At 53.2% G+C, this 17,703-nt stretch carries 14 protein-coding genes and 1 tRNA gene; 8 read left to right on the top strand and 7 right to left on the bottom strand.

Features of this window, described 5'->3' with window-relative positions:
• Positions 1-33: 33 nt before the first annotated feature.
• The gene (locus VF639_RS14820) at positions 34-1,029 is read left to right on the top strand and encodes a Ppx/GppA phosphatase family protein (protein ID WP_331146700.1); all 996 of its coding nucleotides are present in this window, start codon (positions 34-36) and stop codon (positions 1,027-1,029) included.
• A 112-nt stretch (positions 1,030-1,141) separates the two neighbouring features.
• On the opposite strand, the gene ppk1 is transcribed toward VF639_RS14820, so the two are convergent.
• The 3 genes from ppk1 to gyrB form a co-directional block, all read right to left on the bottom strand.
• Positions 1,142-3,478 (bottom strand): polyphosphate kinase 1, encoded by a 2,337-nt coding sequence (gene ppk1 / locus VF639_RS14825; RefSeq protein ID WP_331146701.1) that lies wholly within the window; start codon positions 3,476-3,478, stop codon positions 1,142-1,144.
• A gap of 68 nt (positions 3,479-3,546) precedes the next feature.
• Positions 3,547-3,924 (bottom strand): RidA family protein, encoded by a 378-nt coding sequence (locus tag VF639_RS14830; protein ID WP_331146702.1) that lies wholly within the window; start codon positions 3,922-3,924, stop codon positions 3,547-3,549.
• 145 nt (positions 3,925-4,069) lie between these two features.
• Positions 4,070-6,046 carry a DNA topoisomerase (ATP-hydrolyzing) subunit B gene (gyrB, locus tag VF639_RS14835; protein ID WP_331146703.1) on the bottom strand — a complete coding sequence of 659 codons (1,977 nt, stop codon included), beginning with the start codon at positions 6,044-6,046 and terminating at the stop codon, positions 4,070-4,072.
• 841 nt (positions 6,047-6,887) lie between these two features.
• Here gyrB and VF639_RS25390 point away from each other — a divergent pair.
• Positions 6,888-7,127: a DUF551 domain-containing protein gene (locus VF639_RS25390; RefSeq protein WP_414654725.1), complete on the top strand. Its 240-nt coding sequence runs from the start codon at positions 6,888-6,890 to the stop codon at positions 7,125-7,127.
• A gap of 112 nt (positions 7,128-7,239) precedes the next feature.
• On the opposite strand, the gene VF639_RS14840 is transcribed toward VF639_RS25390, so the two are convergent.
• Entirely contained in the window at positions 7,240-7,818 is a 579-nt protein-coding gene (locus tag VF639_RS14840) for a DUF4468 domain-containing protein (RefSeq protein ID WP_331146704.1), read from the bottom strand.
• A 219-nt stretch (positions 7,819-8,037) separates the two neighbouring features.
• On the opposite strand from VF639_RS14840, the gene VF639_RS14845 reads away from it, so the two are divergent.
• The 4 genes from VF639_RS14845 to VF639_RS14860 all read left to right on the top strand — a co-directional run bounded on the left by VF639_RS14845 (position 8,038) and on the right by VF639_RS14860 (position 12,403).
• The gene (locus VF639_RS14845) at positions 8,038-8,316 is read left to right on the top strand and encodes a recombinase family protein (protein ID WP_331146705.1); all 279 of its coding nucleotides are present in this window, start codon (positions 8,038-8,040) and stop codon (positions 8,314-8,316) included.
• 4 nt (positions 8,317-8,320) lie between these two features.
• On the top strand, positions 8,321-8,479 hold the full coding sequence (locus VF639_RS14850; RefSeq protein ID WP_331146706.1) for a hypothetical protein: 159 nt from the start codon (positions 8,321-8,323) through the stop codon (positions 8,477-8,479).
• Positions 8,469-9,728 (top strand): helix-turn-helix transcriptional regulator, encoded by a 1,260-nt coding sequence (locus tag VF639_RS14855; RefSeq protein WP_331146707.1) that lies wholly within the window; start codon positions 8,469-8,471, stop codon positions 9,726-9,728. The genes VF639_RS14850 and VF639_RS14855 overlap by 11 nt, the downstream gene beginning before the upstream one ends.
• A gap of 89 nt (positions 9,729-9,817) precedes the next feature.
• The gene (locus tag VF639_RS14860; protein ID WP_331146708.1) at positions 9,818-12,403 is read left to right on the top strand and encodes a TonB-dependent receptor domain-containing protein; all 2,586 of its coding nucleotides are present in this window, start codon (positions 9,818-9,820) and stop codon (positions 12,401-12,403) included.
• A gap of 411 nt (positions 12,404-12,814) precedes the next feature.
• On the opposite strand, the gene VF639_RS14865 is transcribed toward VF639_RS14860, so the two are convergent.
• Positions 12,815-13,615, bottom strand: coding sequence for a hypothetical protein (locus VF639_RS14865; RefSeq protein WP_331146709.1), 801 nt, complete (start codon positions 13,613-13,615; stop codon positions 12,815-12,817).
• Between the two features lie 191 nt (positions 13,616-13,806).
• Positions 13,807-13,876, bottom strand: a tRNA-Ser gene (locus tag VF639_RS14870).
• A gap of 132 nt (positions 13,877-14,008) precedes the next feature.
• Here VF639_RS14870 and VF639_RS14875 point away from each other — a divergent pair.
• Together VF639_RS14875 and VF639_RS14880 are read left to right on the top strand one after the other, a co-directional pair.
• A complete protein-coding gene (locus tag VF639_RS14875) occupies positions 14,009-15,319 on the top strand; it encodes a site-specific integrase (protein ID WP_331146710.1) in 1,311 nt (436 codons plus the stop codon).
• 336 nt (positions 15,320-15,655) lie between these two features.
• On the top strand, positions 15,656-16,516 hold the full coding sequence (locus VF639_RS14880) for a hypothetical protein (RefSeq protein ID WP_331146711.1): 861 nt from the start codon (positions 15,656-15,658) through the stop codon (positions 16,514-16,516).
• 660 nt (positions 16,517-17,176) lie between these two features.
• Here VF639_RS14880 and VF639_RS14885 read toward each other — a convergent pair.
• Positions 17,177-17,344 carry a ribbon-helix-helix domain-containing protein gene (locus VF639_RS14885; RefSeq protein ID WP_331146712.1) on the bottom strand — a complete coding sequence of 56 codons (168 nt, stop codon included), beginning with the start codon at positions 17,342-17,344 and terminating at the stop codon, positions 17,177-17,179.
• Positions 17,345-17,703 lie beyond the last annotated feature (359 nt).

A 17,703-nucleotide genomic window follows, 5' to 3' on the forward strand; every position in this document is an offset into this window, starting at 1 on the left:
TTGACCCGATTTTTCACCTCACCCGCACCACTAATGGAGTATCCGCTACTGAAACTGGCCGCAATTGATATAGGCTCTAACGCCGTCCGTTGCCAGATTTCAGCAGTCCTCCACTACGGCGACCGGTACCGCCTCAAGCGCGTGGAGTATGTGCGCTACCCGCTGCGGCTCGGCGAAGATGTGTTTGCCACTGGCACCATCTCTGATAAGAAACAAGACAAGTTCATCAAGTTTCTGCACGCTCTTAAGTTGCTAATGGAGGTCCACGACGTGGCCCCCAACCACTACCTCGTGTGCGCCACCTCGGCTATGCGCACCGCCACCAACGGCGCCGAAGTAGCCGCCCGCATCCAGCAGGAACTCGGCATGACGGTGCAAGTAATTGATGGCCAAGCCGAAGCCGCCTACATCAACCGCGTCATCGAACACCTGCTCGAAGACAAAAAGCACTACCTGCACATCGACGTGGGCGGGGGCAGCACCGAATTCAACATCTACCACGACCGGCGCAAAGTAGCCTCGCAGTCGTTTGAAATCGGCTCTATCCGGCGGATGCAACAAGAGGAAAGTGGCCTGGCCTCAACCGGCGCCCAAAACGACCTTTGGCAGCGTATGGAAGAGTGGGTGAAGGAAAACGCCCGCCGCTACCACGTCACGCGGGCCATTGGCACGGGCGGCAACATCAACAAGCTCTACAGTATCGCCCAAACGCAGCTCGACAAGCCCGTTACGCGCCGCCGCATTGCCACCGTGCTGCACAACCTCACCAGCATGACCATGGACGAACGGGTGAACGTGGCCATGCTCAACCCCGACCGCGCCGACGTCATTGTACCCGCCGGCCACATCTACCTCTCCGCCATGGAGTGGGCCAACGTGCATCAGATGATCGTGCCCGACATCGGCTTGAAAGACGGCATGCTCCAAACGCTCTTCGAAGAGCACTTCGACGAAATTCGCTCCCGCCAGGACCACTCCCGGACCATCCCCTTCCCAACTCCCGAAACCCGCCCTACAGAGGTGGAGTAAGGGATGAGTTTGTGAAGTTGTGAGATGGTGAGTTTGACGTTCTGTTCACGCCACTTGCGCAAATTGCGCCGCTAGAACGTCAAACTCACCATCTCACAACTTCACCACTGGCTTACACATTCGGTACGTTGAGGCCGCTGTCTTCCCCATCACCAACGGCGACGGGATAAGCAACCGGCTCTTGCTCGGTTGCTTCTTCGCCTGCGAAGTCGGCTTCAATTCCTTCTACTTCGCACTCAATTTCCACTGCCGTAGGCTCACTGCCCACCACAACGGCGCTTTCTTCCTCTTCCTTGGTCCGCACGGTTTGCTGGTTAAGCAAGACTAGCAGGCCTTCAGGGGTCGCGGCGGCTAAGCGTTCCTCGTCGCGGCGGTAGAAGTCGCGGTGCACGTTGACGTTGGGCTCGCCGGGCGCGGGCTGACGGCGGATATAGGCGCCGTCTTCCCGCATGGTGTAGGAATTCTGGTTGTCAAGCAGGTTGAGCATCAGAATGCTGATGGCTTCGCGCTTGAGTTGCGGATTCGCAATCAGGAATAGTGCCTCGATGCGCCGGTCGAAAGACCGCACCATCACGTCGGCCGAGCCGGCGTACACTTTCGGATTGCCGGCCTGATGGAAGTAGAACAGGCGCGAGTGCTCCAGCAAGTCGCCGACGATGCTGCGCACCTCGATATTCTCGCTCAGGCCCGGACGACCGGGCCGCAGGCAGCAGATACCGCGCACGATAAAGCGAATGGGGACGCCCGCCTTCGAGGCCTTGTAGAACTCGTCGATCAGCTCTTTGTCTTCCAAGGAGTTCATCTTCATCACGATACCGCTCGGCAACCCCTTTTTGGCGTGCTTCACTTCCTCCCGAACCAAGTGGATGAGCTGCTGGCGCATGTCTTTGGGCGCCGTAATGAGGTATTCGTAATCGTCGGGTTGGGAATGGCCGGTGATGACGTTGAAGAATTCCGACACGTCGTGGCCGTACACGTCGTTGGTGGTGAGCAAGCTCACGTCGGTGTACAGCTTGCTGGTTTGCTCGTTGTAGTTGCCCGACCCGATGTGCATGTAGCGCGTCACCTTTTCGCCTTCCTTGCGGATAATCATCAGCATCTTGGTGTGCGTCTTGTACTTCGACACGCCATAGATGACGAAGCAACCGGCCTTTTCCAGGCGCGCCCCCTCCCGAATGTTGCGCTCCTCGTCAAACCGAGCCTTAATTTCAAACAGCACCGACACGTGCTTGCCGTTCTCGGCCGCCTTCAGCAGCGCCGCCGACACCCTGGAATCTTCGGCCAGCCGATATATAGTTTGCTTTATACCAAGCACTTGCGGGTCCTCAGCCGCCTGCTCCAAAAGCCGCACCATCGGCTCGATGCTGTTATAAGGGTGGTGCAGCAGCACATCGTGGTGCTTGAGGTACTCAAACAAATTCTCGTCGGCTCCCTCGGGTAAACTCAATGGCGCTACCGGTGCGGGCAGCCGTGAGCCCCGGCTGCGGAAGTTGGGGTGCTTTAGAATTTGCAGAAGCCCTTTCAAATCAACCAGCGAATTGATAACGAACACGTTGCCGTTATCAATTCTCCAGCGCTCTTTCAGCACTGCCATCAGCAAAGCCGAGGCATTCGGCTCCACTTCCAGCCGCACTACCCGCCCCCGCTTGCGGGTTTTCAGCCCCTGCTGAAGCTCTTTAATGAAATCGGTATCAATATCTTCTGATTCTTCCAGCGTGAAGTCGCCGTTGCGGGTGATGCGGAACAAGTCGGCCGATTCAATGCTCACGTTGCGGAACAGCTTCGGCAAATTAGCCCGCACTATCTCCTCGATGGGCACAAAGATGACTTTGTCTTTGCGGCTCAGCTCGAAGAAGCGCGACAGGTTCTGCGGAATCTGCACGAACGTGAGGCGTTCCTGCCCTTTCTCGGTTTCCAGGTCGCCGGTGCCGGTGCGCGTTACCACCCCGAGAATCAGCATCTGGTTCATCATCAGCGGGAAACCGTGGTACGAGTCGTACACCATGGGCGTGAGCAGCGGGAAGATGGTGTTTTTGAAATACCCATCAACCTTCTTCAACTCCACCTCGGTTAGCTCCTCCATCTTGAGCACATTGAAGCCATTCTTCTCGAACTGCGGCTTCAACTCGTTGCTATACGTGAGCGACTGGTCGTTTACGAAGCGGTGCGCGAAGTCGAGCAGCTTGCGCCGAAACGGCAGCTCGCGCAGCCCCGAGTAGTCTACCCGCTCTTTGCCGTAGTCGAGGTAATTATACAACGACCCCACCCGAATCATGAAAAATTCGTCGAGGTTAGACGACGTGATGCTCAGAAACCGCAGCCGGTCAAACAGCGTCCGACCCGGGTCTTTGGCTTGGTCAAGCACCCGGTAGTTGAAGCGCAGCCAGCTTAGGTCGCGGCTGATGTATTTGCTTTTACGGATGAGGTCGGCAGATTTGAATAGCTTCATAATACTAAGGCAGGACAGAAAAACGGGGTAAGATACGGGTTTCCAGCCCGGAAAGGGCATTTCACAGGTTAAGAAATAATGGCGGTAGCTTCTATTTCCACCAGCAGCCGCGCATCAATCAAGGCCCGGACTTCCACCATGCTCGACGCCGGCCGGGTAGCCCCGAATACCTCTCCGTGCGCGCGCCCAACACTTTCCCACTGCGAAATATCCGTTACGTAAATCCGAGTCCGCACGACATCGGTCAGTGCCGCGCCAGCTTCCTGTAAGGCTGCCGCTATCTTTTCCAGAATCCGCTTGGTTTGCGTGTAGACATCGGCGCCCGTTACCACGTCGCCGTCTTGTGTCGTGGTGCCAGCCACCTCTACCACGTTGCCCACCCGCACGGCCCGCGAGTAACCCACTATTGGCTCCCACGGCGCCCCGGAACTGATATTCTGACGCATAAAATCTATGATCTACTTCTGATGATGAGCTTTACCAAGTTTACCTGCACTTGTGCGCTAGCGGTTGCCGGACTAAGAAGCTAAACTTTCTCAACGTGCGTGATAACAAAAAAGGCCCGCTTTGCAGCGGGCCTTGTCCAATTGCTTATACGTCTAGCTTGGCGTATTTGGCGTTTTTCTCGATGAAGTCGCGGCGGGGCGGTACCTCATCGCCCATCAGCATGGCGAACAGGTGGTCGGCTTCGGCGGCCGATTCCACGTCCACACGCTTCAGGGAGCGGGTAGCCGGCTGCATGGTGGTGGTCCAGAGCTGCTCGGCGTTCATCTCGCCAAGACCTTTGTAGCGCTGCACGTTCACCGTTTCGGGTTTGCCGCGGCCCATTTCGTCTTGGGCAGCCATGCGCTCGTCTTCAGTCCAGCAATACCGTTCTTCCTTGCCGCGCTTCACCAGGTAAAGTGGTGGCAGGGCAATGAAGATGTAGCCTTTGTCGACTAGCTCGCGCATGTAGCGGAAGAAGAACGTCAAGATCAAGGTCCGGATGTGCGAGCCGTCGATGTCGGCGTCAGTCATGATGATGACCTTGTGGTAGCGGAGCTTGTCGAGGTTCAGCGAGCGGGTGGTGCTGCCGTCGTCCTCGTCGGTTTTCTTCTCGAAGCTCACGCCGAGGGCCGTAATCATGTTCCGGATTTCCTCGTTTTCGTAGATGCGGTGCTCCTGCGCCTTCTCCACGTTCAGGATCTTACCACGCAGCGGCAGAATAGCCTGGAACGCGCGGTTGCGGCCTTGCTTAGCCGTACCACCAGCCGAGTCACCTTCCACCAGATACAATTCGCAGATTTCGGGGTCGGATTCCGAGCAGTCGGCGAGCTTACCCGGCAGGGAGTTGGAGCCAAGCACGGTTTTGCGCTGCACCATCTCGCGGGCTTTGCGGGCCGCAATACGCGCCCGAGCCGCCAGAATCACCTTCTCAATGATGATGCGGGCTTCCTTGGGGTTCTCTTCGAGATACTGGTTGAGAATCTCGCCCACCACCGTATTCACGGCACCACTCACGTCGGAGTTACCGAGCTTGGTTTTGGTCTGACCCTCAAACTGCGGCTCCTGCACCTTCACCGAAATAACGGCGGTAAGGCCTTCGCGGAAGTCGTCGCCCTGAATCTCCACCTTGGCCTTCTCCAGCATCCCTGACTTATCGGCGTAAGCCTTCAGGGTACGGGTGAGGGCCGAACGGAAGCCCGCTACGTGCGTGCCGCCCTCGATGGTGTTGATGTTGTTGACGTAGCTGAAGATGTGTTCCTGGTACGAGTCGTTGTACTGCAAAGCCACTTCCACGGGTGTGCCGCCTTTCTCACTGATAACGTGAATCGGGTTGGGCATGAGCACCATGCGGCCCGCGTCGAGGTATTGCACGAACTCGCTGAGGCCACCTTGCGAGTAGAACTCCTCGCCGAGGAAGCTACCATCGTCGTTTTTATCGCGCCGGTCGGTGAGCGTGATGCGGATGCCTTTGTTGAGGTAGGACAGCTCGCGCAGGCGGTTGGCTACCGTTTCGTACTTGTAGACGGTTTCCGTGAAGATGCTGTTGTCGGGCAGAAACTCTACCTCCGTACCATGCTCCTCGGTGTCGCCAATCTGCTTTACGGCATATTGTGGCACCCCAATCTTGTACTCCTGCTCGTAAATGTGGCCGTTGCGGCGCACGGTTACTTTCAGATCCTGGCTGAGTGCGTTTACGCAGCTCACGCCCACGCCGTGCAAGCCGCCGGATACTTTGTAGGAGTCTTTATCGAACTTGCCACCGGCGTGCAGCACGGTAAGCACTACTTCCAAAGCAGACCGGCCTTCTTTGGCGTGAAAGTCGACGGGGATACCCCGGCCGTTGTCACGGACTGTGACGGAATTGTTTTCGTTGATGGTTACTTCGATCTGGTCACAGTGGCCGGCAAGGGCTTCGTCGATGGAGTTATCGACTACTTCCCATACCAAGTGGTGCAGGCCTTTGATACCGGTGTCGCCGATGTACATAGAGGGGCGCTTGCGCACGGCCTCCAACCCTTCCAGTACCTGAATGCTATCGGCAGAGTACTGATCGTCGGCTCTTTTCTCTTTCGTTTCGCTCATGTTTCGGGCGTAAGTTTAGCGGTTGTGCTATCCTACAAAAGTACCGATTTTTCTGCGTTTTTGCCAGCGTTTGCCACAATTATGCTATATATATACGGTAAAAAATCCATGAAAAACCACTCATTAAAAAAGCCTCCTTGCCGAGACAGAAAGGAGGCTTTTTAACTACCTGATAGTGTTCAGTTTTTCACTTACCGCACAATTAGCTTTTGCCGTACAGGGCCATCTGGCGTGGTAAGTTCCAGCACGTAAACACCCGCCGAATGGCTGTTATACCTTTTGTGCTCTTCTCTTAATTTAACACAAATTAACCATCTCGCAAACGTGCTTACCAACGCTGCCTGCGCTGACCAATGGCAAGCACGAGGATGATTGTAAGTAAAATCAACCAGAAAGCACCTACCAACCAGTATACCATGTTCAAAGCCTCGAATGGTTTTGTCTCTATGACAATATCAATCAACAAAAGGCTTCCAACACAATCATTTATCTATTCTCATTCACCAGACGTAGAGGCCAACCAGAGACGTAAAGCATGGCAAAACTTTCAGGTGGTTTGCTATGCCACTGCTCATAAGATTCCCTCAAGTAGTTTAGGCAAACTGGACAGTAGTATTTGCTCGAGCATAGAGTATTTATCAATCACTTCTAGTTAAATAGCTAACAGGATGAAACCAGCAACTGCTGAACGTACTGCCTAAACCTGCGTACAGTCCTCGTCAGGCGCTCTAACTACCCTTTAGCCGCACAGCTGCTTGGCGGCAGCGTGAGGCTTCAACTTGCTTGTTTCAACGGATAGATACCAGGAATACTTGGTCAGTTAAGTATTCCATTTTCAAATATGAGCACACCTGCTTCCTCCTGGGTCTTACGAGCCAAAGAGCTTCCTCAGCCCGGGCAACTGGTCCTAGTTTATGTGCCAACTGCTTGGCAGCAAATAACGGTGGCAGCTTTCAAAACCCCTACCACAGCCGGAGCCAAGCACATGTTTGTTACCCCCGACCAGAACGGCGTTAACCGCTACGTGAAAGGGGTGACGCATTGGATGTCACTCCCTGAACCACCTTCAGACCCATCCTAACTCCCTTGTGAACCAGTCACCAGGAAACGCCTGTTACCCCATCACATGGGCCGTGCAGTGCACACAGTAGCTTGCTCCTCACAGTACTGACGCTCGGTGGCATAGCTGAATATTACCAGTCCTGCGCAGTTGATGTGGCCAGGGCCGTGTTCAACGACTTTACTATTTCGGCCATTTGCTCCTGCACAACTCCTTTGTATTGTTGTATTGGGTCAACCGGAGCAGCTGGGGCTGGTTGCTTTTTACGGCTAGCACTAGTCTTGATGCCGCGGACGGGCTTACTTGCGGCTACTACCTTAACATGGGCTGGCGCCTCAATGCTACGAGTTGCAACTTGTGGACTATCCGTCACCGTTGCAATTAAAGTTGCGGCGGTAGTAGTAGTTGTATCTGTCTGGTTTTGCAGATCCTTCAGCTGATACCTATACCGCCCATCGTTTGCTTCGAGCGTAAAAATAAACCAGACCCGATGGGTTCGGCTCTGCTCACTGTCTCCTAACGTTACCCGGGTAGACCCTTTGCCTACAAGTGAGCCGTTTTTGGTGTCGGTTAGCATCAAGGGATTAGAAGCGTCAATAAAGTGGGCAGCAAACCAGTTCTTTGCCCGGTTCTGCAATTCCACCCTTGTGATACCGGGCACGCGCACCTCTCCCTCGTATTTAACTTTATGGCCCGTGCTGTCTACTGCCATTGGCGCCTTTCCGGCTTGGGATTGTGCTTGAGCAGCTATACCGCCTAATACACATAGCGAAAGCAAGATTGTTCTCATAGTGGCCAAATCTACGAAAAGGCAGTAGAAAAAACATATTCGCTATAATTATCTTACAATATCAAATATTTTAGACGCTTCTGCGCTATTAGTTCGTATTGAGTTAACAGAGATTTCTCTTTCGTAAGACATCCTTAATAGGTGGCACATTTCTCCAGAAAGTGCCGATGTTTGCCAGACCGGCAAGCCTGCATTCGAGCACAAGCGTTGGGTTTATTGCTCGTGGCCTACAAACTCGACCGGCTGGCTCGCTCTCCGCAAGACCTCGTCACGTTAATCAGCTATTTTCAGCAGCAGGGTATGTATTTCATTAGCTTACAGGAGCCCCTGGAAACGGTCACCGCCCATGGCCTCTCTAGCTCCAGGGAGTACCTCTCTAAAGCACAAGCCGCTAAAACCTTCTATGTTACAATAGAATAAAACGATGGTCGAAATCGGCCACTTGGTTGGTATGGGCCGCGCCACCTTTTATCGTTACCTCGCGCATCTTGGCGTACTTACCGGCGGCAGTGTGGGGCTGGCTGCCCCAGGACCTGGCGTAGGGCTATACCTACCCGTTAACTACTTCATCTATGTTATTTGATTTCGGTGCTCACAGCTCGTTGCTACTGCCGGCGGTAGTAACCGGTCTAATAGCCACGGGCGGGCTACTGTTGCGAGCACTACAGCACGCTACCCTAACCGATGCGCTACTGGCCTTGCTGTTGGTAGTGCCTACGCTAAATATTGCGCAAGAGATGCTGGGTTGGGCCGGCTGGTACGACAGCCACAACGGGTACACAACGGCCCTGTTTTACGTGCCCTGGCAGCTTAATCTATTGCTCGGGCCAGCCTATTACCTCTATTTTCGGAGCCTGACCAGCCAAGAATTCCGGCTGCTGCCCCGGGCTTGGTGGCACTTGCTACCGGGCTTGCTACAGTTCGGGCTGATAGCCGGGGCGCTGGGCTACGACCTGCTCTGGCTACCCGGCATTCGCGGCCAGCACCTACCGTATCAAATCGGCACCAAAGGCCCCGCTTTAATGGTGGCGAAAACCCTTAGCCAGTACCTCGGCTTTTTGCAATACGTGCTGCTGCCGGCTTATTGCTGGCGGGTATTAGTCGACTACCGGCACTATACCAGCTACCTCAACGACAACTTTTCGGACACCGAACGCCTGCGCTTCGCCGGACTGCGGCAATTATTGTTGGTGCAAGTAGTAGCCTTGGTTCTGAGCCAGCTATTTACGCTGCTGAACTGGAAATTTGGTTTGAGCGACGAAGCTTCCTGGTATTACTTTTTCTTGCGCGGCTTCCTGATTTATTGGTTGATAGCTGTCGGCTTGCAGGCCAACTACGCCGCCGCTACTACCCCGCTTCGTTTCGATGCCCTCCCCGAACCGCATGTAGCTCCTATGCTAGCTGCCCAACAGGGCCAAGCCCCGGTAGAAGATGCCCCTGGCGCTCAAGCGTCGCCTGGTACTGAGTTGCCGGCGGCGCAACTGGCGCCGGAGTTGCTGGTCTGGCGAGACAAACTGCTGGCGCTAATGGCCGAGGAGCAGCCCTGGCTCGAACCTGAGTTGACCCTGACTGAGGTGGCGAAGCGGCTGCGTATTACGCCTGGCCTACTCTCCAAAGTTATCAATTCCGGCTGCGGTCAGAACTTCAATGACTTCGTGAATGCGTACCGGGTGCAGGAAGCGCAGCGCTTACTCGCTGACCCCCGCTTTGCCCACTACTCGCTGGTCGGCGTGGCCTTGGAAAGCGGATTTAACTCACGCTCAACGTTTAACCGGGTGTTCAAGAAGATGCTGGGCCACGCGCCAAGCGAGTTGACACGTCCCAAATCATAGATTGAGGCAGGCCAACATATGCACTGGGGCATAGGGACACCAGGCTGTTAGGAGTTTTGTGGCATCGTTTCACTAACCCGCTACCTGCCGTGCGCCATCACTCCCCCTTCTGCTTTTTCGATGCTTGTCATAACGTTTTCTTCAACCAACTGGCGGCGGCCAAGAGTGCTCGAAACCGCCTAGGTGGGCCGGCTATTTCTGCCCTGTCACTTTGCTTATCTGCATTTGTTTTCCCGCTACGCTGGCAGCGAATAGCGCGTGTACTTCTTCTTTGCTGGTGGATAAGCGGCGCGTCGTCGGCCTTCGGTCAGGGAACGGCTCCCGTTACCGGCGTGGTACTTGACCCAGCCGGGGTACCCGTTGAGTTTGCGACCATCACCCTGCATCAGGCGGCGGATTCCACCGTGGTGAAGTCGGAGTTTAGCGATGCGAAGGGGGCCTTTGCGTTGCGGGCTCCGGCCGGGGGACGCTACCTGATAGCAGTAGCGCAAGTAGGCTACGAGCGCTACTGGAGCATCCCATTTGAATTGCCCGCCGCGGGCCTGGTCCTGCCTTCGGTAGCGCTGCGCACCAGTGCCGCTACGGTGCTACAAGAGGTGAAAGTGATTGGCCAGAAACCGTTATTCGAACACCAGGCCGACCGCACCATCGTCAACGTGGAAAATTCGCCGTTGGCCGCTGGCAATACGGCGCTGGACGTGCTCACGCGGGCTCCCGGCGTAACCGTGGATGGCAGCGACAACTTGGCGTTGCGCGGCAAACAAGGGCTGCTGGTGGTCATCGACGGTAAGCGCCAGCCCATGACCGGCACCGAGCTGGCCGATTACTTGCGCACGCTGCCCGCCGAGCAGCTTGCAACCATCGAGCTCATCACCAACCCGCCGGCTAGCTACGACGCGCAGGGTACGGCTGGGGTTATTGCCATCAACCTCAAGAAAGACCAGCGTCAGGGCGCGAACGGCAGCGCCAACTTAGGCTATGGACGCGGGGTGTACGGCCGGCTTACCACCGGAGCTACCCTTAATTACAGGCAAAGAAAAACCAGTGCCTATGGCTCCTACACCTATGCCGACCGGAGCACGTATCTGCGCCTGACCAGCCACCGGATGTTTTACGACCAAGGCCAGTCGACCGGGGGCAGCCGCCAGGAAGACTACACCGCCACCCGAAGTCTGACTCATAACTGGAAAGCTGGGGTGGACTATGCCTTCACGAGGCGCACCACGCTCGGGGCGGCTCTCACGGGCCAAGCTGCGCACAGTAAGGGCCAAGGAACCAATGCGGTGACGCTGCTGGACGCCAACGGGGCCACCAACCGCGCACTAGCCTCCGATTCTTACCGCAATACCACTACCCCCAACCTTGCGGCCAACCTCAATTTACGGCACGCCTTCGCAGACTCGAGCAACAGCCGCGCCCTGACTGCCGACGCCAACTACGCCTCGTACCGCCTGAGCCGGCAGCAAGGCCTGTCGGCGCTGCTCGATGCCGGCGGCGTGGTCCCCACGCTGCTTACCAGCAACCAAGCGGGCCGCCTCAGCTTGCTTACCGGTCAGCTCGACTACGTGCAGCCCCTAGCCCACCGTCAACTCCTGTCTGGGGGGCTTAAAGTCAGCCGGGTACAGTCCAGCAACGATGCCGTGTTTCAGCAAACCAACAACGGAGTTACCACCTTGGATACGGCGCAAACTAATCGGTTCCGCTACACCGAGACCATTCGGGCCGCCTACCTCAACTGGCAGCAAACTGGGGGGCGGGCCACCTGGCAAGTGGGCTTGCGGAGCGAGCAGACGACGGCCCAGGGCGTACAGGAAGTGGGTAACCAACGTTTTGACCGGCAGTATTTTCAGTTGTTTCCCAGCGCCTCACTGAAGTACACTTTCTCGCCTAAGCACGAGCTGACGCTGGCGCTGAGCCGCCGCCTCGACCGCCCCGGCTTCGACCAGCTCAACCCGTTTCGCATCTACCTCAACGCGACTACCTACCGCTCAGGCAACCCGGCCCTGTTTCCCCAAACCAGCTACAATGCCGAAGTGACGCACACCTATCTGCAAAAATATACTGTTGGCCTGAGCTACAGCAACACGCAGAACCCCATTCTGATTGTAGTACAGCCCGCCACCGCCACGAGCCGTTTCGTCCTGGCCCGTCCCGTCAACTTAGGAGCCCAGTACTATACCGCCCTAACACTAACAGTGCCGCTAACGCCTTGCAAAGCCTGGTCAATTTACAACAGTGCCGTTTTCTACTACAGTCGTTTTACGGGGGACTTAGCCGGCACAGCACTCAACCGGGCCAAGCCGTCGGTTAATCTGAGCAGCACGCACACTATCACGTTGGGGCAGGGCTGGAGCGCCGACCTGAGCGCCACCTACCAATCGCCCGAAGTCTATGGCTTTATTACATCGCGCGCTAATGGTGATATAACCTTCGGCGCCCAAAAAAGTCTGCTGAAGGGCCAGGGCACCATTAAATTTAACGTCACTGACCTTTTGTATACCAACCGAAATATCGCCACCTCTACGTACGATAACTATGTGGATAACTTCACACAAAGCCGTGATTCTCGCGTAGCGACCCTCTCATTTAGCTACCGCTTGGGGAACAACCAACTAGCCGCCCGCCACCGCTCTGATGGTGCGGAAGAGGAAAAGCGTCGGGCAGGTGGACAATAAGGGCTAGGCCAGAGGGTTCGGGGCAATCTGACAAACAGGACCGGCTCATGACTAAATAAAACACCCTGAACCGATGCTTCAGCAAGAACACAGCGCGCCTAGCATTTAGGAAATATTTTCCTGCTGCCGCTGTCATGACACCCAAGATTCTGCGAGCTCACAAGCCGGATAAACAACGCAAGTACGACATGCATTCAAGGCAACCAGCTTAGGGGCTTTGATACCGAACGACTACTGCTGCCAACCAGCCATCAGCAGGCGCTGGCTTCCTTTAGTGACTCATCGAAGGGAATTGGTAGTTGCTTAGGTTACTGCTCGGTCACGTAAAAGCGCACTACTTAAAACGAGCGGAAAGACGATAATACGAGAGACACCAAACCGAATTCAAACCAATGGTTGACTATGCTTATCTTATGATGGCACCACAGTTTTCTTAATCGCATTAGCATAGGCCGCAACTTGTTCTTTCCCCATTATTGCAACATGATAAGGATAAACGACCCAATCAAAATCGGAGTTTGTCCATATGAAGGCATCAAAAACCTGTTGTAGCACATCTTGACAAGCAGCCATAGTAGCGGCTGACACTTCTACTTCTCCATAGGTGCCATCTGCCAGCAAGCCTCCATATCGATTACCATTTCTTAGCACTTCGTTGGCAATGCCAGGTCCTCCTATGCTCCCCGTATGTACGGACGTGGTATCAGACCCAAATGCCATAAATGCTGAAGGCTGAATGTCAATTGGTTTTTCATTGGTTTTTAATCCTCTTACTCTGTCTTCAGGATGATGGGCGCTATTCCGTACAGGCTTTAAATTACCGCCGAAGACCTGTTCAAACTCTGTTTTAAGATCGGTAATGGCTGGTGGTACCCCAGCCATTTTACTTAGAATCTGCAAGTAATTATGAATGTTATCTAACGCATACAGAAATGATCTACTGTGCATATGTGGAGCACGATTTAACATACATCCGGGGACAGCAGGCATTACCTCTTTCCGTGTATCTTCTCTTGCTACGCCAGAGTATTCATAGGCTGCAAATTCTTGTTGAGCCGTCTGTGCTTCGTCAAATAAGTGCAATGCCAAGTTTGCATCCGCAAAGTACATGGCTAAATCATGTAGCAGTAATAAAGGGCCATATTCCATTCGGCTTTCAGCCTGTGGCCTTATAATAGATCTTCCTGGCCTGACCAAGTCAAAAATCTTCATGAGATGTGCCGTCATTAGATTTTCAGCAGAAATCCACCTTATAAGCTCCTATTGTCCAGCTTTAAGTTTGCAATGCGTAGTATAAAAGTATTGTGTTGGTTTGGAGAGATAAACTTAAGATAGTTAGGAGCAATATAAATTGGACATAAAAAAACCACTCAGCAATTATGCTAAGTGGTTGATTATGAGAGTGGCCCCGATTGGATTCGAACCAATGACCGGCTGCTTAGAAGGCATGATTATATTCGTAACAGGCTACCCCGTTTTGTGAGACAGCATAGTTAAAAAGGCTGTTTTGGACCCTGAAACGTCACAACCGTTTGTATCCGGTATCGGTATTTTTGTTATACTTGTTGGCCCCGCTGTTAGCCCCAGTAGTTGGGGCTAACACATATGAGCAAAACAACAGAGCACAAAGAAGGTCAAGCCACAGTGAAAATCTACTACAAAGTAGGTAAGACCCTAGCGGACGGCTCCCACCCTTTCGTTATTCGCATTACAAAGAATCGAAAGCATGTAGTTCGCTACACCGGCATCAGCCTGCACCCAAAATACTGGAACGAGGAAAAACAGGAAATACGCCGTAGCTACCCAGGTGACGCGAAAGCACTCTGGAAAAAGCTCGAAGACAAGGCGAAGGCCTATGAGCAAGCAGCTGGCTCTTTAGCAGAAGCTGATGAGCAGCACGATGTAGAAGCCGTGCTACAGAAGGTGAGTGAAAGCCGCAAGGCTACCCGCCGGGTAAAGGTGGTGGCGTACTTCGCTGAACTGTCAGCTGAGCAGACAGCAGCTGGCCAGCTAGGCAATGCCCGGGTGTATCGGCAGACTGGTACCGAGTTGGCGCGTTTCATTGCCGGTGAGCATGGTGCTGATGATATACCGTTTTCAAAAGTAACGGTATGCTTCTGCAACGATTGGGAGCAGACGATGCGCGCCACCGGTGCAGAGGATACCACTTTATCTGTTCGCTTTCGCACCCTCCGCTCTGTTTTCAACAAGGCCATAGCCAACGGCCTTGCCAAGCCAGAGTATTACCCGTTCGCCCGCAACCGGGCCGAGCAGCACAAATACAGTGTCAGCAAGTTTGATTTAAGCACCCGCAAGCGGGCCCTGCCACGCGAAGAGTTGCGGAAGCTGGAGCAACTAGAGCCCACCATTTGGCGCCACCGGATAGCGAAGGATGCCTTCTTATTCTCCTTCTATTGTGGCGGCATCAACTTTGTCGACCTGGCTCAGCTGCGGTGGCGAGATGTGAGCGGAGTCGCTGCCAGCACTGGTCACCCGGAACGGCTGGAATACGTGCGGCAAAAAACCGGTGGTAAATTCTCCTTGAAGCTCTTGGCGCCGGCCGCGGCTATTGTGGCCAGCTACGCCCCTATCACCAAAGCTTCTCCTGACAGCTATATCTTCTCCTTCCTCGATGCTGCCAAGCATACCACCCCAGCTAAGCGCTTGGTACGGCTCCAGAACGTGCTGGGCTGGGTAAATAAGGCATTGAAGCTAATGGGTGAGCAAGCCAGCATCAGCACACCGCTAACTACCTATGTAGCCCGCCACTCCTTTGCCACTACGCTGAAGTTGAGTGGCACCAATACGGCCTTAATAAGCCAGGCTATGGGTCACAAGTCCGAGTCAGTAACGGCTGTGTATCTGGACTCATTTGGATCAGACCTAGTGGATTCAGCTTTTGACAATCTTTTGTAGCACCTTATTTCTTTCCGCAGGATATCCTCCTGTTCATTTAATCGATGGAGGCTATCTATTTTAGCTGAAGTAGATTTGCGGAATACAAATCTTGAAGATTAGTTAAGTTATCTCGTCCTTACCTTGCCAAACACGATCCTAGAGTAGCACGAGCATTTTCAAACACATAATAGGTCTCGTTCTATAAGTGAGTAATGTTCGAGAATATCCTACTGATGCTGCTTCTAGATTTCCCTTCTGCTATAATCATTAGACTTATCCACCCTGCATTTAAACTCCATTCAATATTTATCCGCAAGTATTAGGAGGATAACATTTTTTCAGTACTTTTGGAGCATGGATATGACTTCACAAACGTCGAACGGCTCTGGAGGATTCCTCGCTGCCCCAAGCGAGGGAATCAAGTCCGTACTCCTTGATCTTACAAAAAAGCTTGAGGACATTGAAAGTATTGAGGAGGCTACTCGGCTAAGGCATGCACGCGAGTTAGCAGAGCTAGCTACTCGGCGTAACAAGGTGATGTCATTGATAGAGGGCATGCGGGAAATTTACCCTGATTGTCAAACTCCTTCTTCCTTCCAGGGAACTGTTAATGATGTGGTAGATCCAACTACTACTGTCCTTTTCAACCCTCGTGTTCCATCTAACATTATTGGGTTCCATTCCATAGACATTCAGGACGAATTGCAACAGGCACTCGACACCAATCCTGAGCATTTTGTTACAAACGGATTCAGCAAGGAAGTTGTCAACCAAAATAATGATAACGACGGCCGCAAACGGCGCGCTCGTGGTGCCTTGAGGGAAATAGTTATCGGTGCTATACGCGACTTAGATTTCCCTGCCTCTATTGATGATGTATTTGAATACATCCACGCCAACCACCCAGGAGAGGGATTAGAGCGCAAGGACGTTGGCACATCACTCAAGGATGGTCGACGCTCAAAGGTCGTAGTTGCTTATCCAGTCTATGACAAATCGGGAGGGCGTTCCTACCTAAACGGCTTACCAGATTTTTACTCCGATGCCAATCCTGATCATCTCGAGCTTAAGCCTGAGTATCAAGAGAAGCTCTTACAAAGAGCTATTGAGTTAGATCTTCTTTTAGATGCTCCTCATGATCAGCTTAACAATACATCTTCTGGAGGCTCAGAGATAGAAGCTTCCATGATAGCGCTGATGTTCAATGAGGAATAATTTCAGAAGTGAACAAAAACAAAGAAAGCGGCTACTGATGCAGCCGCTTTCAAAGAAATTGTTTCGACAGGGTCTCAAGCTTGTCGATGCATTCGGTAGTGGTTCCCGCTGTGATAGAAGAACCGATGGTTTAACGCTCTTAATAATCGCACGCGATGTCCAAAAAGCACGACGACGACCAAGAGTACATCTTCCGTCCCTGGATTACTGTCAAGGGAAAACGGGTGTACCGTAGAAATGGTGGTATGTTTCGCATTCCGGTAAAACGGAAGTAAGGAACATTAGTCCCTAATGGGGCCAAAGGAGCCGGTCGGAGTACCCGCTTTCTTTGTTGATCTCCGGTGTAATGCCTTCTTAAGATTTGGTTTGAACTATCTGGTCCATAGTTTAAACAAGGTCTTGAGGAGGCATTTCTTTTTGCGTTAAAAGCGCTTAAAAATCATATATAACGCTCGTTCACTGAGAGATAACAAAGGTGACACCCTCTTTTCATTAGAGATGCAAGTATAACAAACTTATAACACTTGTTACAAATTAATTTGTTCAATAGGCAGCGCTGACCATTTTGTTAGCAGGCAGCATTCTTTTAAATATAGGCTGTTGCAGCCACAATAAGACTTTTTGATAGTCAGTCTACATTTCGTATCGGAATCGTTGTAACTACTCGATACCCAGCCGCCTGGCTTCTGCCATAACCAGCATCCGGACTAGTCCAGAGGTATTTAGGCCGTGCTTCTTGGCCACCTCTTCGGCCAACTTCTTTTCCTCTGCGCTTAGCTTGATGTTGAGCTGCGGCCCGCGTGAGGCTGCTTGCTTTTCTGTTGCCATAAATCAAAGGTATAATAAAATACAAATACTATAAAACATATTTACACGGTACTTGCTTTGTCTAGACATTGTATTACATTTGTTCTGTTCAGCAAGAACAAAAAGAGGCCAGCCCCGGCAAGGGCTGACCTCCGAATTCAGAAACAGGGCCGGCAAGCCCTATCACCAACATTTCTAACCATAAAGGTATGCAGACAGCAGCCCTTGGCGCAACCCCTTTGAAGGTTGGCGCCACCCTCCCCCGTTACACCGGTCCGCTGGGCCGATTCTTGGCCAGACAGGCAGAAGTTAAAGCCAGCGCCGCGATTCTGGCCTCGATGCGGGCTAATGTGTTAGACCTGGTGGAAGATCCAGCCCTC

The sequence above is a fragment of the Hymenobacter sp. genome, assembly GCF_036387835.1.
Taxonomy (GTDB): Bacteria; Bacteroidota; Bacteroidia; order Cytophagales; family Hymenobacteraceae; genus Hymenobacter.

What these genes read in the sequence shown, in the direction of transcription:
- VF639_RS14820 (WP_331146700.1), top strand. Translation starts at nt 34, where the DNA reads ATGGAGTATCCGCTACTGAAACTGGCCGCAATTGATATAGGCTCTAAC.
- ppk1 (WP_331146701.1), bottom strand. Translation starts at nt 3,478, where the DNA reads ATGAAGCTATTCAAATCTGCCGACCTCATCCGTAAAAGCAAATACATC.
- VF639_RS14830 (WP_331146702.1), bottom strand. Translation starts at nt 3,924, where the DNA reads ATGCGTCAGAATATCAGTTCCGGGGCGCCGTGGGAGCCAATAGTGGGT.
- gyrB (WP_331146703.1), bottom strand. Translation starts at nt 6,046, where the DNA reads ATGAGCGAAACGAAAGAGAAAAGAGCCGACGATCAGTACTCTGCCGAT.
- VF639_RS25390 (WP_414654725.1), top strand. Translation starts at nt 6,888, where the DNA reads ATGAGCACACCTGCTTCCTCCTGGGTCTTACGAGCCAAAGAGCTTCCT.
- VF639_RS14840 (WP_331146704.1), bottom strand. Translation starts at nt 7,818, where the DNA reads ATGGCAGTAGACAGCACGGGCCATAAAGTTAAATACGAGGGAGAGGTG.
- VF639_RS14850 (WP_331146706.1), top strand. Translation starts at nt 8,321, where the DNA reads ATGGTCGAAATCGGCCACTTGGTTGGTATGGGCCGCGCCACCTTTTAT.
- VF639_RS14855 (WP_331146707.1), top strand. Translation starts at nt 8,469, where the DNA reads ATGTTATTTGATTTCGGTGCTCACAGCTCGTTGCTACTGCCGGCGGTA.
- VF639_RS14865 (WP_331146709.1), bottom strand. Translation starts at nt 13,615, where the DNA reads ATGAAGATTTTTGACTTGGTCAGGCCAGGAAGATCTATTATAAGGCCA.
- VF639_RS14875 (WP_331146710.1), top strand. Translation starts at nt 14,009, where the DNA reads ATGAGCAAAACAACAGAGCACAAAGAAGGTCAAGCCACAGTGAAAATC.
- VF639_RS14880 (WP_331146711.1), top strand. Translation starts at nt 15,656, where the DNA reads ATGGATATGACTTCACAAACGTCGAACGGCTCTGGAGGATTCCTCGCT.
- VF639_RS14885 (WP_331146712.1), bottom strand. Translation starts at nt 17,344, where the DNA reads ATGGCAACAGAAAAGCAAGCAGCCTCACGCGGGCCGCAGCTCAACATC.